Origin of the sequence: Streptomyces sp. NPDC096013, assembly GCF_044763565.1 — a bacterium.
Taxonomy (GTDB): Bacteria; Actinomycetota; Actinomycetes; order Streptomycetales; family Streptomycetaceae; genus Streptomyces.
In genome coordinates this window covers 16,250-29,969 of the sequence record NZ_JBIWGK010000024.1, presented here as the reverse complement: position 1 = coordinate 29,969, position 13,720 = coordinate 16,250, and the positions used below count along the sequence as shown (strand labels likewise).

Sequence of the window (13,720 nt, the reverse complement as noted above, 5' to 3'; positions counted from 1 at the left end):
ACTCCAGACTGAGGGCATGCTCGGGTTCATCAGCACCGACGACGACGCCCTCGTTTCGTGCCTGGGCGATCCTCAGCGCACCATTGCGGCATACCGCGAGCTTCTGCGACGCGGGGAGAACGCACTGAGCGCCATCTGCGCCGGCCTGCGCGACGCGAATCCGGCCGTCCGTGAAGGCTGCTGTCGCTTTCTCGATCACCTGGTCGACACCGAATCGATGGGCGAACTCATCACCATGGCCGACGACCCCGACGCCCGTGTCAGGATCGCCGCATTCCACGCTCTGGCCTGTGACCGGTGCAAGGGCGACACCTGCGCACCGGGCCCGGACCGGGTCCTCGAACCCGCGTTGCGCCACCTGATCTCCGACCCCGACCCGCACGTCCGGGCAATGGCTGCCGAACTCGTCGGCAAGTTTGCCCACTCCGATGCCCGCGCCGTTGCAGTCCTGAAGGCGTCTCACGCCAACGACCCGAGCCCCGCAGTCCGGAAGAAGGCGGGTTGGTTCACTCCCGGCGGGACCATCTACGAACGGAACCTTCCACCCACAGTCAGATAACGGGGGCCGGCTCTGCGACTCCGTCGCCCTAGGGAAGCACGGACGCCGGTCGCTCACTGTGCTTCCCTCCCACGGCAGGGTGTGGACGCGCGTGCGGGTACCCAGCGGGCTGGATCCCACACCGGGCGGATGTGCGGGGGCCGGCTCCCGTCCGAGTCCTGGACATGCCGACGGCATTCGGCTTGATAAGGGGGGAGAGGTGGAAGAACCCGTCGATGGAGTCGCGACGAAGATCACCTTGCCGGGCCAGTCCCCGAGCAGGCCGCCGACGATGCCGATGAGCATGGTGACGACCTCTGCGACTGCTCCGCCCTCAACGCATGGACGACACGCGGGAACGCGCACCGTCTCAGCGCTGCCCTTTGCGATCGCGGTGGGCCAGCCGGCTCTGGAGATGAGCCAGCGCTCCGGTGTGCCGGCGAAGGGCGGCCCGTGCGGCGTTCGCTCCGGGGGCGCCGTGCACACCTCCGCCCGGGTGAGCCGAGGCGGAGGCGAGGTACAGGCCGGGCACGGGCGTTTCGGGTCGTCCGGTGCCGGGAGTGGGGCGGAAGACCAGCTGCTGGTGCAGGGCCGTGGTACCGCCGTTGATGGCGCCGCCGTGAAGGTTGGCGTCCATGCTCTCCAGCGTGGGCGGGGCGAGGATGCGCCGTGCTCTGATGAGACCGCGGAAACCCGGTGCGTAGCGTTCGACCTGCGTCTCGACGCGGTCGGCCATGGCCTCCTGTTCCCGGGCGTCCCAGGAGCCGGTCAGCTTGCCGTCCCCGGCATCGCCCCGCACCCGGTGCGGCACGTGTGTGTAGGCCCAGGCGGACTCGGTGCCCCGGGGCGAGCGACTGGCATCGGCGGTGGTCATCTGACCGAAGAGGGCGAAGGGTTCGTCGGGCACGTGGCCCGTGGCGATCTGTGCCGCGAAGCGGGTGAGGGCGTCGACCCCCTCCGCCAGATGGACGGTCCCCGCCTGCGCCGCTTCCGGACAGTTCCACGGCACCGGACCGTTCAGCGCCCAGTCCACCTTGAACGTCGCGAAGTCCCAGTGGAAGCGCCTCAGGTCGCCGAGCAGCCGTGCGGGGAGGTGGTGTTCCGCGACGAGGGAGCCGTAGAGGACGGGTGCGGAGACATCGGCCAGGACCGCCCTGCGGGCCACGACCGCTTGGCCGCTCGCGGTACGGACGCCGACGGCCCGGCCGCCGCGGACGACGACCTCGGTGACCCGTTCCCCGCAACGGACCGTGCCACCGCTGCGCGTGACGCGCCGGACGAGGGCGTCGGTGAGGGCTCCGGCGCCGCCGACGGGGACGGGGAAGCCGTAGGTCTGGCCGAGCATGGACATCAGCCATCCGAAGCCGCCGCTGCCCGCCGCTTCCGGTGCGAGGTCCGCGTGCAGGGCGTTGCCCGCGAGCAGGAGCCTGCCGCCTTCGCCGCGGAACTCCTCCTCACCCATGCGCCGGACCGGCAGCAGCATCGTCCTGGCCAGGCGTAGTCCGCCCGCCGCCCGCAGCCGCAGCGCCAGCCGGGCCCCGGCACGGACCGGGGGGAACGGTGTGAACAGCGCGTCGAGGATGCCGGGCCGCAGGGTTTCCCAGACCTTCCACAGCTCCTTCCACGCGGCTCCGTCGCCGGGGGCGAAAGCCTCCAGGCTCGCGGCCGTCTCGTCCAGGTCTCGGCTGAGGACCGCGCAGCGGCCGTCCCGCAACGGGTGGGCGAGCACCTTCGGAGCATGAGTCCAGCTCAGCCCTTCGCGCTCCAGGTGCAGGCCAGCCAGGACCGGGCTGGCGGCGGCGAGGGGATAGAAGGCGCTGAAGAGGTCGCTGGCGAAAGCCGGGTCGACCCCGCGGTCGTGCCGCACCGCGCCTCCGGGCTCGTCCTGGGCTTCCAGGACTTCCACGCTCCAGCCGGCGTCGGCCAGGAGGTTCGCGGCGACCAGCCCGTTGGGACCGGCCCCGATCACTACTGCGTCCGGCATGACTCGCTCCTGGCTCGATAGGGGCGCCGCGCCCGGCGGCGCGGACTTCTCTTCAGGTCCCGCCGCTGTTTCAGGCCGGGCGCGGTCGTGGCCGTCCGGGAGTGGCACGGGAGGGACCCTCGTCCTCCTCACACAGCCGGGCCAGACGGGCCAGCATCGCGCGGCTGCGCATCTGCTGCGCCGCGTCCAGCAGGGGATTGTGCAGGGCGCCTCCCGCGCCGCGCAGCGGGTGTTCATCGAGGATGATCAGGGTCTGTTCGCCCCAGGGCCGCAGTTCCATCGCGATCCTCGCGGTCCCCAACGGCCCGCTGTGTGCCTCCAGTTCGAGGACGGAGGGTGGTTCGCTGCGGCGTACCACGGTCCGGTTGTGCAGGGTGAGCGGCCCGATCCTGATCTCGTAGCGGAGGGACGCGCCCACCTCGGGCCACAGCCCCTCGTCCAGCTCGGCCCGCGAGGTGCCGACGACCCAATCCCCGTACCGCTCGGCGTCGGACAGGATCTTCCAGACGTCCTCTGGGGACCTCTCGATCAAGCGGTGTCGTACGGCCATGGGGTCCTCCGCCGTTCGGATTGTCGCGTCCGCCGCCGCGAGTTCCCGTGCTGGGCTCGTGTACACACTCCCCGGGTGAACGACCTTCGTCCGAGGAGCCCACCGGGCGCCGAGCGGATCGGTAGGCGGGGGCCCGGCCACCGCCGCCGAGACTTTCCGCCGAGGCCGTGTGCCAGCTGCCGGGTCGAGGGGCACCTGGGGGCGGAAGCCGAGGACACACCTGCTGCCCGAGTGCTGATCGTTTCGCGCGCGGCACCGCCCCCCAAGGGGGCGCGGCTGTACGACACGGACCATTCCCTGAAGGCAGGACCGCGGCCCGGTGCTGCTCCAGGACCACCATCTGCGGGAGAAGGTCACTCACTTCGATCACGAGCGCATCCCCGAGCGGGTGGTGCACGCCCGTGGTGCCGCGGCCCACGGTGTGTTCCGTGGCTACGGCGCCGCCGCGGGGATCACCAAGGCGGCCTTCCTCGCCGAGGGCGTCGAGACACCGGTGTTCGTGCGCTTCTCCATCGTGCTCGGCTCACGCGGCTCGGCCGATACCGTGCGCGACACCCGGGGCTTCGCCACAAAGTTCTACACCGATGAGGGTGTCTTCGACCTGGTCGGCAACAACATGCCGGTGTTCTTCATCCAGGACGCCATCAAGTTCCCCGACATCATCCATGCCGGCAAGCCGCATCCGGACCGGGAGATCCCGCAGGCCCAGAGCGCGCACGACACCTTCTGGGACTTCGTCACGCTCCACACGGAGGCGACCCACCACACGCTGTGGAACATGTCCGACCGTGGTATCCCGCGTTCCTACCGGATGATGGAGGGCTTCGGAGTCCACACCTTCCGGCTGGTCAACGCCGAGGGTGCCACGACGCTGGTGAAGTTCCACTGGAAGCCCAAACTGGGTGTCCACTCGCTGGTCTGGGAGGAGGCGCAGATCACCGCGGGTGTGGATCCCGACTTCCACCGCCGCGATCTCGCCGACGCGATCGAGGCGGGCGCGTTCCCTGATCGACACCTCCTGGCGAGCGGCCCTCAACGCCAAGGGTCAACGCCCTTGTGGCGTGTGTGCCGGTGCGGGTCAGACGTGGCGATCTGCTGACGCCGGTGGCCGGCTGGTCCTTCGACCTGGTTTTGCCCAACCCGCCCTACGTGCCCGCCCCCGCCGCCGCGTGCCCGCGCCGGGGCCCGGCACGGGCCTGGGACGCGGGCCGCGACGGCCGTCTCGTCCTGGACCGCATCAGCCAGGACGTGCCCGCGCTGCTGAAGCCCGGCGGAACCCTGCTGCTGGTCCAGTCCGAGCTGAGCTGCCCCGAGGAGTCGCTACGGCGACTGCGGACGTCCGGGCTGCACGCCGACACCGTGGAGCACCGCAGCGTCGCCTTCGGCCCGGTCCTGCGCTCCCGCAGCGACTGGCTGCACGACCGCGGACTGATCGAGGACGACACCGAGAGGGAAGAACTGGTGGTCATTCGTGCCGTACGACCCGAGTGAACGACGACGCACCGTCGCCCGGCGTACGACCTACCTCGGGGCAAGGACCTCTCGTCCTACAGCCTGGAGGATTGCACTCGCATCAAACACGTCATGACCTACCTCGGGGCGTAGACCCACCCGCCGACCCCTTGCCACAGCGCGCCATCGGGCCCGGCTCAGCGCAGCGCGATGAGCCCGATGGCGAGCGCCGCACAGGTAAGACCGGCGGCCTGACGGCGGTTCAGACGCTCCTTCAGGAGCAGCAGGGCGAGGAGGACGGGAATGGCGGGATAGAGGGCGGAGAGCACGGTGGCGACGGCCATGAGCTGTTGCCTCGTGGCCTCCAGGTACAGCACGATCGCGAGCGTGCCCAGAGCACCGGCCGCCACCGCCGCCGCCCATGGCCTTCTCGTCAACCGCCAGTCGGCACCGTAGGACCCCAGGACCGCGGCGATGACCGCGACGGAGACCACTCGGCTCAGCGCCACCGGCCACAAGCCGCTCTCCCTGCCGACCTGTGCCATGGCCAGGAACTGCACACCGAAGCCCATGCTTGCGACCAGGGCACTGGGCACACCCGCAGACAGCGTCCCGTGCCGCTCATCGTCGGGGCCCGGCGAACTCTGCGAGACGAGCCACAGTGCCGGAAGGACAGCGGCTATCCCCACCCATGTGGGGACAGCCGGGCGTTCGCCGAGGAAGCACACACCGACCAGGACCGGAAGGGCCACGGCCCCCACGTCGCTGACCGGGACGACCACGCTCATCGCGCCCTGCGACATCGCCCGGTACAGGAAGGCCACTCCCACCCCTGTCCCCACCCCGGACAGGGCCCCCCACCCGTAGTCGACGGGTGTGGCCGATCCGGCGTTCAGGAACAGGGCCAGGAGCAACGCCAGGACAGTGCCGCCCAGTTGGGCGTGCAGTGCGACGGTCAGCCCGTTGTGTCTGCGCGAGACCAGGCCGTTGATGAAGTGGGTGACGCCGAAACACACGGCGGAGAGCAGAGCGAGCAGTTCACCCATGGTCACGCTCGTGACCCACGCGGTGGCTTCGGTCCGCCTGGCCCACCGGGCAGGTCCCGCCGTCGCGGACGCAGACAATGCGGTCGCACAGTCGGCAGATGCGTTCGGCGTCACCGGGCTGCCGGTACAAACCCGTCAGGAGCTTGCTCAGCAACTCGCCGAGTTGCTTGCGCTCGCCGTCGTCGAGGTGGCTGAGGGCTTGTCGCAGCACCTCACCCCGGCAGGCGAGGAGGGTCTGGGCTGCCTGCCCGCCCAGATCGCTGAGTTGCAGGCGGACCCGCCCTCCCCAGCTGGCTTCCTTGTGTACTAATCCCTGTTTTTCCAAGCCTCCGCCCATGCGCGCCGCTGCGGACTGACTCAGTCCTACCCGCCGCCCCAGCTCGGTGGTACTCAAGCCCGGATCCGTGGACAACACCACCAGCGCGGCAGCCCCGCTCGAACTGGTACCCACCGCCTTGGTCGCCTCGGCCAGGACCAGGTCGCTCAGAGCCAGCGCGGTGGCCCCTAGAAGATTCTCTGTACGGAAGTCGTCATGCATGACTCATGCGTGACCCCGATGAGGTGCGGGAAACCGTCAACGCAGAAGCCGAGGTCTTTCTGCTCTGCGTTTAACCTCGCTGCTGTTTCAGGCGGACATGTTCGGTGAGGGTTTCGGCTCGTTTTACGGTCTTCCCGGGTTCGTGTCGTGGGGCTGGCCTGCGGTTTTGTGCGCCTGGGGGCCGTCCGGGTCCGGGTGCTGACGGTTTGGGCGCGCCTGCGGGACGGGTGGTCTTCGCGCGGAGGTGGCGGAACCCTCGGCTGACTCGGGCCGGGGTGAGCCGTCGGGGTTCGGCGGGCCGTTCCCAGGGACGGCGGAGGTCTGCGGCGAGGGGGCGGGCAAGGCGGAGTTGGGTGTGCGCGGCGATGATCAGCCAGGTCCAGAGGTCGGCGGTGTTCGGATCGCGGACCTTGGGGACGGTCCAGCCCAGGGTCTGCTTGAACAGCCGGAAAGTATGTTCAAGATCGAATCTGCGCAGGAACGCCTGCCAGCGCAGGTCGACGTCCTTGCCGGTCAGTGCAGTGCGCGAGGACCACAGCCAGACCGGCTTGGGGTCGCGGTCACCGGGCAGGTGCTCGACCTTCAGCCGGATCAACGTGCCGTGGATCAAGGGGAGTTCACCGCAGTGATCGAGCCAGGGCCCGCGGGTGGTCAGGCGCGGGTGCATCCGGTCCCAGGCGAGGGCTTCGGCCTTCCCGTAGCGGGTGGTGTCACGGAGCATGACCCGGTCCGAGCGGAGCCGGCCGACCAGCTCAACAGGCAGGTCCGCCAGGACATGGGCGAGGCGGGTGACGTCGTAGCCGGCGTCCATGACGATGAGGATGTCCGCGTCGCCGGGTTTCCACTGCCTCGCGTGCACAAGCCTGTTGAAGACTTCACGGAGTTGGGCGGCGGTCACCGCGGTGGCGTCGTCCGCGGGCCCCAGCCGGATCGCGTCCAGGACCGCGGTCCACGAGGTGCGTCCCGTCTCCAGGGCGGCGACGAAGGAGTAGGGCCAGCCCGGGATGAACTGATCCGCGCTGCGGCCCCGTCCGTAGACGTGGCAGAAGAGCCGGTTCGCACTGGTGGAGGCGTCGGGACGCAGCCAGTTGCTCACGTCCACCGCGAGAATGATCCTCCCGTCGGCCGCCCTCGGCAGCGGGGTGGAGGCGAGGGGCCTGCGCAGGCGGCGTGGTTCCAGCCAGCCGTGATTGACTGCGTCGTACATTGCCCCGTGCCCGCGCCGGTGCTCTGCCGTCAGCGTCAACTCGACCAGCGAGGTGACCGCACCGTCCGCACACAGCACCGCGTCGGTCAGCTCGAAGAGCGCATCCGCCCGGCTGTAGAGACAGTCGTAGAACTCGACACGAAAGTGGGACAGCACGCTCATCGCGGCGTCAACTGGACCTGCAAAAGCCAGACTTTTCACAGCGGCCGTTCCTTCACGCAACGTTGCTCGACACCTCGAAGCGTGGAGAACGGCCGTCCTGCTGTCTCACGAAGAACCCATGATCAGCAGGTCGGGTGACTCGGCGAGGTTAAACGCCAAGCTGTGTGGGGGCTGCGCTTTCGAACCCCGTCCGGGCCGGGTATCCGGTGTCCCGTCAGCCATGCTCGCGCGGGTCGGGGAGTTGTTCGTTCAGCCCGGCGGCGGGGGCTGGTTCAGGGGTGGAGGGCGTGGGGGAGGGTGGGGTGGCATTCGATGACGGCATCGATGCCGACGAGTTGGATGGGGCGCAGGGCTGCCGGGGTGGGGGCGGCCAGGCGTAGCCATCCGCCTGCCTTGGTGAGGTCGTGGTGGGCGGCGAGGAGGAGGTTGATGCCGCTGGAGTCCATGAACTGGACGCCCCTCAGGTCGATGACGACGCGCGGTCCGCGGTCCGCGCTCGCCTGGAGAGCCTGTTGGAGAACGGGGCCGTTGTGGTGGTCGATCTCCCCTTCGAGGCTGATCACGCGGATCCCGTCGCGCTCGGTGGTCACGGCCGACAGCCCGCCCGCTGCCGTCGTGTGTTCGGTGTCCGTCATTGCTGCTCCCTCAGCCCTGGGTGTTGTGCGCGGACGGTCCGCCTCGGGAGCCTGCCCGGGATCCCGGTAGGAATTCCTGTGCAGTGCGGCACGTGCCGGGCTGGTGGGGAAGGGCCGGGCAGCATGGAGCCCCGGGCCGGGCCCGGGGCTCGGTCGCGTCCTCGTGGGGTGGGACGACGCGGTGCCGGTTCAACGACACCGCCTTGGCACGGTCACGACGCCAGCCTTCAGATGGGGGTGTTGACGAACCGCACCACGGAACTCCACCCCGACTGCACCGGTGCCATCCCAGCACACGCCGGGCGGGGCGGGCGCCCGGACGATCGGGCCATCGACCCGAAGCCCTACGCAATCGGCACCGCCCGCCAGGAGGACGCGGTCAAACTGGCGGTCATGCGCATCGACCGGGCCCTGCGTGAGAACTACCGCGTGTATGTCGCAGTACAGGCTGTGAAACGGCTCCTGCAGGAGGAGAAGCTCCCGGAGAACATCGCCCGGTTGCGCATGGCCCTCGACCGCGGCGAGAGGCGGCTGGGCCTGGGTACCCAGGAACTTGATGAGGCCCTGCGGCAGCTCCAGCACAACCCCACGGCGCCGCTCCTGGCGAAGGCCGACATGCTGATGGAGGAGGGGAACGTCTCAGCCGCTCAGAGGGAGATCCTCCGTGTCGTCAGGCAGCAACACCGTTTCACACAGGCTGAGCGCCGGCGGACGGACGAGATGATTTTGGTGGTCAGGCCTCCTCGGGATCGGCCGAGGGCGTGATCGTCTGTTTCGTCCTCGGATCGCATCCTGCTCACCACGTGTGCCCACAACCAGCTGGTGCGTCTGCGCGGCTACCGCATCCTCAACCGGGGCGGCAAGGCCGTCTACGGGGCGACGGTGGGGCTGCCGACGGCCAACATTCGCCGCGCTCGTGAGGGCGGCTCGCGCTACACGCTGGTAGGTCGCGGCTCCGTTTGAAAGGCCGGCGGTCCGGTTACACGGACCGTGTGATCCACGAGGAAGAGCGGCGGTCGGGGCGCGACGAGTCCGAGGACGAGCGGGCCGACCGGATGTGGGGCGAGCTGATCCAGGAGGTCCGCGTCGCGCAGACCGGCGTACAGATCCTCTTCGGGTTCCTGCTCACCGTCGTCTTCACCCCGAAGTACGCGCAGCTCGAGCACGCGAACCAGGTCCTGTACATCGTGACCGTCGTCCTCGGCGCCACCGCCACCGGCGCCCTGATCGGCCCGGTGTCCCTGCACCGGCTGGTCTCCGGCCGGAAGGTGAAACCGCAGGCGGTGCGCTGGGCGTCCCGGCTGACCTTCGTGGGGCTCGTGCTGCTGCTCGCCACGATGGCCTCCGCGCTGCTGCTGATCCTCCGGGTCGCCACGCGTGACGGCTATGTGCCCTGGCTGGTCTCCGGGGTGGTCATCTGGTACCTGCTGTGCTGGTTCGTGCTGCCGTTGTGGACACGGCACCGGCATACGACCCGATGAGCCCGAGCCGCGCCAGCTGCCGGTCGTGGGCGAGGCCGCTCGTGGACATCGGAACCCAGGGCTCCGGGACTTGCCCGGATTTTCGCCGTGCAGAGCGCCCTGCTCGGTGGAGGTTCTGACGGGCCGTCCTGACCAGGGTGATGAGTTCATCAGGACTGCGACCACCGTCGCCACCGCGGTTAGACTCTGCGCATGTCTATGTCAGCCCCGCCGAGCAACTGGTTCGAGCGGCATCGTGCTGAGACCCGCCGGGCGCTCGTCAGCGCCGCCTGGCAGATGCTCGCCGAGACCGGGGACAGCAGCGCGAGCATCCAGGCGATCGCCGAGCGCGCGGACATCGGCTTCGGCTCCTTCTACAACCACTTCGAGTCGAAAACAGAGCTGTCCGAGGCGGCGGTGCGTGATGCGTGCTTGTTGGCGAGCCGGGCCCGCAGCCGCCGAGGAGGAGCCCGCACCAGAACGTGTCATGGGCGTGGGAGTGGCGGAACCCGTCCAGTTCGATGGCCTCGGTCGGCAGGACAACGGGCACGTCCGAGTGCTCGTCCCCGATCACTGCCGTCTATACCAGCCGTGTGTCCCGCACGACGACGACCCTCAATCGTCCAAGGCCAACAGCTCTGCTGGTCGCCGTAGCCGCAGTCCGCGGCCACCGCCCGGAAAGTGACTGCGGTGGCTTTGGCGGTGCCGACCAGTTCGGCGGCGATTTTCAGCTTCGTGCGGAAGCCGGGGTCCTTCTTGCCGGTCGGGAAGTGGTGAGCGGGGCTGTAGGGAACGGCGTGCAGCGGGTAGTAGAGGTTCTCGTCGGCCCAGCAGGTGGTCACCGTCACGATGCCGTTGTCCGTTTTGCCCAGCCGGCCCAGCCACGGGCGGCCGATGTGCGCGGTCGCCTTCCCGTCCTTGCGGTCCCCGGAGTCGTCGATCACGAGGACCCCGCCGGGGTGGGGCGCGGTCGCGGGGTCGGTCAGCAGCAGTTCGACCCGGCGTGTGTTGACCTGCTCGTGGTCCCATGTCGACTCGGACAGGAAGAACTGCAGCCGCTGTACGAGGCGTGCTGGGCACCGACCACGGGCTCGGTACCGGCCAGGGCGGTACCGAGTCTTGTTGCGGTCCCGCGGCAGCAGCCCTGCGAGGTACTCGCGGAACCCCCGGCGCTGTGCCAGGGTAGACAGCAGGTCATCGAAGCGTGCGGCGTAGGCTTCCAGCGGGCCCGGAGCGGGCGGACACGGAACACGACGGGTCATCACAAGCCCCTGGGCAGCGAGGCGACGTTCCTCTGCTACCGGCCTACTGCGGCCATGGCCCGCCGTCAACAAACCACCGCTAGAAGGTAACAGGGCAGACAGGCTAGAGCTTCCTAGACGGCGTCATCACCTGCGACCATCCCGCGGTCCGCTACATCGTGGACGCCACCCGGCCGCACCGGATCAGGCCGCGACGGCGCAACGGCGTGCTCCGGTTTGTGGTCGACGGGCAGGTGATGTACTCCGCGCACGCCAGACACCCCAGCACACGCCCCAACAACTTCCTGGCGAGGGCCCTGCGCCCGGGGCGCTGAGAAAGAGGGACGATGCCGATGTGCAGCCGAGCCCCTCTTCACAGCGCCGTTGACGCCACTCAGCAGTTCTTCACCCAGTGGACCCAGTACCAGGGCGCGTTGAGGTCCTGGCTCCAGGCACCGTCGTCGTGCCAGCGCGAGACGCCACTGTCGTCCAGGAAGCGGGCCACGCTGCCTGTGGTTTGGTTGTTGATCCACGACCCGTCATCTGTCCACGGGGTCCGGTCCCAGTACGGTGGCCCGGTACGAACGCCGTTGCCTTGCTCGGGAGGCGGAAAGTGCCGCCGCCTACGTTCCGTGTGTGAGCGTGGCGAGTTCCTTGTCGAGCGCCGAAGCGATGCCCGGCGCGTCGAGGTCGGCCCTCCCACGCACCTTCCGTACGAACTCCGCGACATCGTCCCAGGGCAGCCACACTCGTGCGGTGCGCTGGGCGTGAAGCGTCACCTCGATGCCTCCGATTGGGCCCGGTGCGGGGCGCACGGTGATGTCCCCGTCGCCGGTCGGAGACATCAGGCCCCTGGCGAGTAGTTCCCAGGCGAAGGTCCAGCAGACTTCCAGTCCATCAGGTCCCAGCATCATGAGACGCGCGGCGAGGCAGTCGTCCGGCCGGTAGAGCAACTCCGTGGCGATGATGGCCCCTTCGTCGTCCGCGAGGACCACGAATCCGGTCGCACCGACCTTCAGCTGTAGGCCGCCCGGGGGCTGAGTCACGAGATGACCTCTGTCTGGCCGGAGCCGCTCTCGGCCGATGGGAGCATCGATGTATGCGGTCGCGTTTCGGGCGTCGGCGATCCCGGGCGCAGCGTGTTCACGGCCGACCTTGTTTCGCTCACCGTACGTGTGCCGGTGAGGACGCACTGGGTGTAAGCGGCGTTCCGCGTACTGGCGTCGACGGTCGGGTTCTCTTCCGCCGCGAGTGCCAGGTAGTGCTCGACGGCCGTCTGGAGTACCGCCTGGTCCGGGATCAACACCCGAGATCTCCACCTTCCCGGCGGGCGGCCCGGGCTCGGCGGGTCGGAGTTGTGACGCGAGGGGGAGGGCACGATGACTCTCCTCAGAAGGGGACGGGAGCGTGCCTACCTGGCCGAAGCACTTGATTGGGCTCTCGTGTGCCCCATCCGCACGACCCGAAACAGACCGCGTCGCGGCGGACGCGCGGCTCGGCCGGTACCGGAACATGAGGCGAATGGGCTATAGCCGCGCAGTGGCCCGTCGACCACCCTGTGCAGGCCAGGTGACCTGGCCGGATCGTCAGGGTCCCGCATGTGGACGAAAGATGGGTCGCGCCGTGCCGTGGCAGCCCGTCGCATACGCCGCTCGGTCCACGGTTGCTCGCCTGTGCCAAGCTCGGGTGAAACCGCTGAACGGAGCAGTCGCGGGAGGTGATGGCCATGGCGAGCGGAGACCTACCGGCCGGACACCTTCCGGTAGTGCGCGCCATGGCCCCCGGGGAGGTACCCGGGTTCGGTGGCCGACCGGGGCGACGACTCGCCCGGGTCCTGGAAGGACTCCTTGGCGCCCATGGCGCCTTCCTCAGGCACCAGCACGGTACTGGCAGGTCAGCTCCCGAGGGCGGCGAGGGCGGGTGCCTCATGTGGTGCCGGGTCCGCCGCTGCCGAACGATCCGCTTGAGCCGGAGCCCCACCGCGGGCGCTCCTGCTTGTCACTGCGCTTGGTGCCGGAACGGCCGAGTTCGTGGGGCCTGAGGCGCTCGCATTCGTCATTCGCTCGGGGCACCTCGTTCGGCTCGCGGATCTCACTGATTTCGTAGGCGGGCCCGGATTCAGGCGTCGCGGGCTGCTGCTTGGCTGCGGGCGGATTCGGCTCGCGCCGACGCACCCGGATGCCCAGCCGGACAGCCCACACGAGGACTCCGGCGATGACGAGACCGCCCACGAAGGCGCCCAGAGCGCCGTGCGCCGCGTCCGGGACGGCGATTTCCCAGTGTGTTGCGTTCATGGTTGCTGAGTACTCCTCCTGGTGAAGTCAAGCTTCAGTGATCGTCTTTTCCGCCTCGGTCCCACTGTGCCCGATCCTGTTTGGACCTGCCTGCTGCGGGGCTGGCTGGCTGACGAGCGGGCTGATCGATTCCGGTGATGTCGTCGCGGCGACGGGGAAGCCGCCTGCTGTCGGCTGGTGCGGCGGCAGGGCAAGTCTGCGACGACGGGCTTGGGGATCGTCCTGGAGAAGTTTCGGGACTGCGGATTCGGCGACTGTTCTCATGCGGTGCTCGGTCCTTCTCGGCGTCAGACCGTTGTCGTAGGAGACGGACAGGCCGGCTCTGTAGGCACTGCGGAGGTGGCGCGACGAAGTCGTCATCATCCCGCTGAGGGGCATTGCTGGCGTTTGGCCGCTGACGCCGGTTTCCCCCACTTCGCGGACTCATCTGCGCCTACGGGATGCCAGGCGTGGCATCCACAACTTCCGAGAGCGCGGGGATAGCGTCTCGCCCCGAACGATCACACAACGGCGTGGCCGGTGACGCCGCCGCCCGGAATTGAGGCATCGTGTGAGCCCTCCGTACGGAGTCCGTGCGTCGGCGGTTTCCGTCGGGGTGACGGGGGCACTCGCG

Annotated in this window: 13 protein-coding genes and 3 pseudogenes; 5 read left to right on the top strand and 11 right to left on the bottom strand. The window is 69.2% G+C overall.

Annotated features, from left to right (window positions below; genetic code table 11):
- The first annotated feature begins 16 nt into the window (after positions 1-16).
- Complete coding sequence (locus ACIRB1_RS43385; RefSeq protein WP_403469497.1) at positions 17-559, top strand: HEAT repeat domain-containing protein; 543 nt, start codon at positions 17-19, stop codon at positions 557-559.
- Positions 560-908: 349 nt separating this feature from the next.
- Here ACIRB1_RS43385 and ACIRB1_RS43380 read toward each other — a convergent pair whose 3' ends face one another.
- A complete protein-coding gene (locus tag ACIRB1_RS43380; RefSeq protein ID WP_403469496.1) occupies positions 909-2,522 on the bottom strand; it encodes a phytoene desaturase family protein in 1,614 nt (537 codons plus the stop codon).
- 70 nt (positions 2,523-2,592) lie between these two features.
- Positions 2,593-3,072 carry an SRPBCC family protein gene (locus ACIRB1_RS43375; RefSeq protein ID WP_403469495.1) on the bottom strand — a complete coding sequence of 160 codons (480 nt, stop codon included), beginning with the start codon at positions 3,070-3,072 and terminating at the stop codon, positions 2,593-2,595.
- A gap of 267 nt (positions 3,073-3,339) precedes the next feature.
- Between ACIRB1_RS43375 and ACIRB1_RS43370 the strand changes: the two are divergent.
- Positions 3,340-4,090 (top strand): annotated as a pseudogene (locus ACIRB1_RS43370) (catalase); the annotation flags it as partial.
- Between the two features lie 53 nt (positions 4,091-4,143).
- Positions 4,144-4,563 (top strand): hypothetical protein, encoded by a 420-nt coding sequence (locus ACIRB1_RS43365; protein ID WP_403469494.1) that lies wholly within the window; start codon positions 4,144-4,146, stop codon positions 4,561-4,563.
- 158 nt (positions 4,564-4,721) lie between these two features.
- Here the strand turns inward: ACIRB1_RS43365 and ACIRB1_RS43360 are convergent, their stop codons facing one another.
- The 5 genes and pseudogenes from ACIRB1_RS43360 to ACIRB1_RS43340 form a co-directional block, all read right to left on the bottom strand.
- Complete coding sequence (locus tag ACIRB1_RS43360; protein WP_403469493.1) at positions 4,722-5,570, bottom strand: GRP family sugar transporter; 849 nt, start codon at positions 5,568-5,570, stop codon at positions 4,722-4,724.
- On the bottom strand, positions 5,563-6,108 hold the full coding sequence (locus ACIRB1_RS43355) for a MarR family winged helix-turn-helix transcriptional regulator (RefSeq protein ID WP_403469492.1): 546 nt from the start codon (positions 6,106-6,108) through the stop codon (positions 5,563-5,565). Before ACIRB1_RS43355 ends, ACIRB1_RS43360 begins: the two co-directional genes overlap by 8 nt.
- Positions 6,109-6,178: 70 nt before the next feature.
- The gene (locus ACIRB1_RS43350; RefSeq protein ID WP_403469491.1) at positions 6,179-7,477 is read right to left on the bottom strand and encodes a transposase; all 1,299 of its coding nucleotides are present in this window, start codon (positions 7,475-7,477) and stop codon (positions 6,179-6,181) included.
- A gap of 272 nt (positions 7,478-7,749) precedes the next feature.
- A complete protein-coding gene (locus ACIRB1_RS43345; RefSeq protein WP_403469490.1) occupies positions 7,750-8,112 on the bottom strand; it encodes an STAS domain-containing protein in 363 nt (120 codons plus the stop codon).
- A gap of 686 nt (positions 8,113-8,798) precedes the next feature.
- Positions 8,799-8,900, bottom strand: a pseudogene (locus tag ACIRB1_RS43340) (IS5/IS1182 family transposase); the annotation flags it as partial.
- Positions 8,901-9,167: 267 nt separating this feature from the next.
- Here ACIRB1_RS43340 and ACIRB1_RS43335 point away from each other — a divergent pair.
- Positions 9,168-9,593, top strand: a complete 426-nt coding sequence (locus ACIRB1_RS43335; protein WP_403469562.1) for a DUF6328 family protein — start codon at positions 9,168-9,170, stop codon at positions 9,591-9,593.
- 192 nt (positions 9,594-9,785) lie between these two features.
- Positions 9,786-10,001: pseudogene (locus ACIRB1_RS43330) on the top strand (TetR/AcrR family transcriptional regulator); the annotation flags it as partial.
- 56 nt (positions 10,002-10,057) lie between these two features.
- Here ACIRB1_RS43330 and ACIRB1_RS43325 read toward each other — a convergent pair.
- The 4 genes from ACIRB1_RS43325 to ACIRB1_RS43310 all read right to left on the bottom strand — a co-directional run bounded on the left by ACIRB1_RS43325 (position 10,058) and on the right by ACIRB1_RS43310 (position 13,107).
- Positions 10,058-10,834: a transposase gene (locus tag ACIRB1_RS43325; protein WP_403469489.1), complete on the bottom strand. Its 777-nt coding sequence runs from the start codon at positions 10,832-10,834 to the stop codon at positions 10,058-10,060.
- Between the two features lie 602 nt (positions 10,835-11,436).
- Positions 11,437-11,859 (bottom strand): SsgA family sporulation/cell division regulator, encoded by a 423-nt coding sequence (locus ACIRB1_RS43320; RefSeq protein WP_403469488.1) that lies wholly within the window; start codon positions 11,857-11,859, stop codon positions 11,437-11,439.
- Entirely contained in the window at positions 11,856-12,119 is a 264-nt protein-coding gene (locus ACIRB1_RS43315) for a DUF5133 domain-containing protein (RefSeq protein ID WP_403469487.1), read from the bottom strand. Before ACIRB1_RS43315 ends, ACIRB1_RS43320 begins: the two co-directional genes overlap by 4 nt.
- A 619-nt stretch (positions 12,120-12,738) precedes the next feature.
- Positions 12,739-13,107, bottom strand: coding sequence for a DUF6479 family protein (locus ACIRB1_RS43310; protein WP_403469486.1), 369 nt, complete (start codon positions 13,105-13,107; stop codon positions 12,739-12,741).
- Positions 13,108-13,720: the final 613 nt, after the last annotated feature.

Coding starts and splice junctions, on each gene's coding strand:
- ACIRB1_RS43375 (WP_403469495.1), bottom strand. CDS start 3,072: ATGGCCGTACGACACCGCTTGATCGAGAGGTCCCCAGAGGACGTCTGG.
- ACIRB1_RS43380 (WP_403469496.1), bottom strand. CDS start 2,522: ATGCCGGACGCAGTAGTGATCGGGGCCGGTCCCAACGGGCTGGTCGCC.
- ACIRB1_RS43355 (WP_403469492.1), bottom strand. CDS start 6,108: ATGCATGACGACTTCCGTACAGAGAATCTTCTAGGGGCCACCGCGCTG.
- ACIRB1_RS43350 (WP_403469491.1), bottom strand. CDS start 7,477: ATGAGCGTGCTGTCCCACTTTCGTGTCGAGTTCTACGACTGTCTCTAC.
- ACIRB1_RS43310 (WP_403469486.1), bottom strand. CDS start 13,107: ATGAACGCAACACACTGGGAAATCGCCGTCCCGGACGCGGCGCACGGC.
- ACIRB1_RS43385 (WP_403469497.1), top strand. CDS start 17: ATGCTCGGGTTCATCAGCACCGACGACGACGCCCTCGTTTCGTGCCTG.
- ACIRB1_RS43345 (WP_403469490.1), bottom strand. CDS start 8,112: ATGACGGACACCGAACACACGACGGCAGCGGGCGGGCTGTCGGCCGTG.
- ACIRB1_RS43325 (WP_403469489.1), bottom strand. CDS start 10,834: ATGACCCGTCGTGTTCCGTGTCCGCCCGCTCCGGGCCCGCTGGAAGCC.
- ACIRB1_RS43360 (WP_403469493.1), bottom strand. CDS start 5,570: ATGGGTGAACTGCTCGCTCTGCTCTCCGCCGTGTGTTTCGGCGTCACC.
- ACIRB1_RS43335 (WP_403469562.1), top strand. CDS start 9,168: ATGTGGGGCGAGCTGATCCAGGAGGTCCGCGTCGCGCAGACCGGCGTA.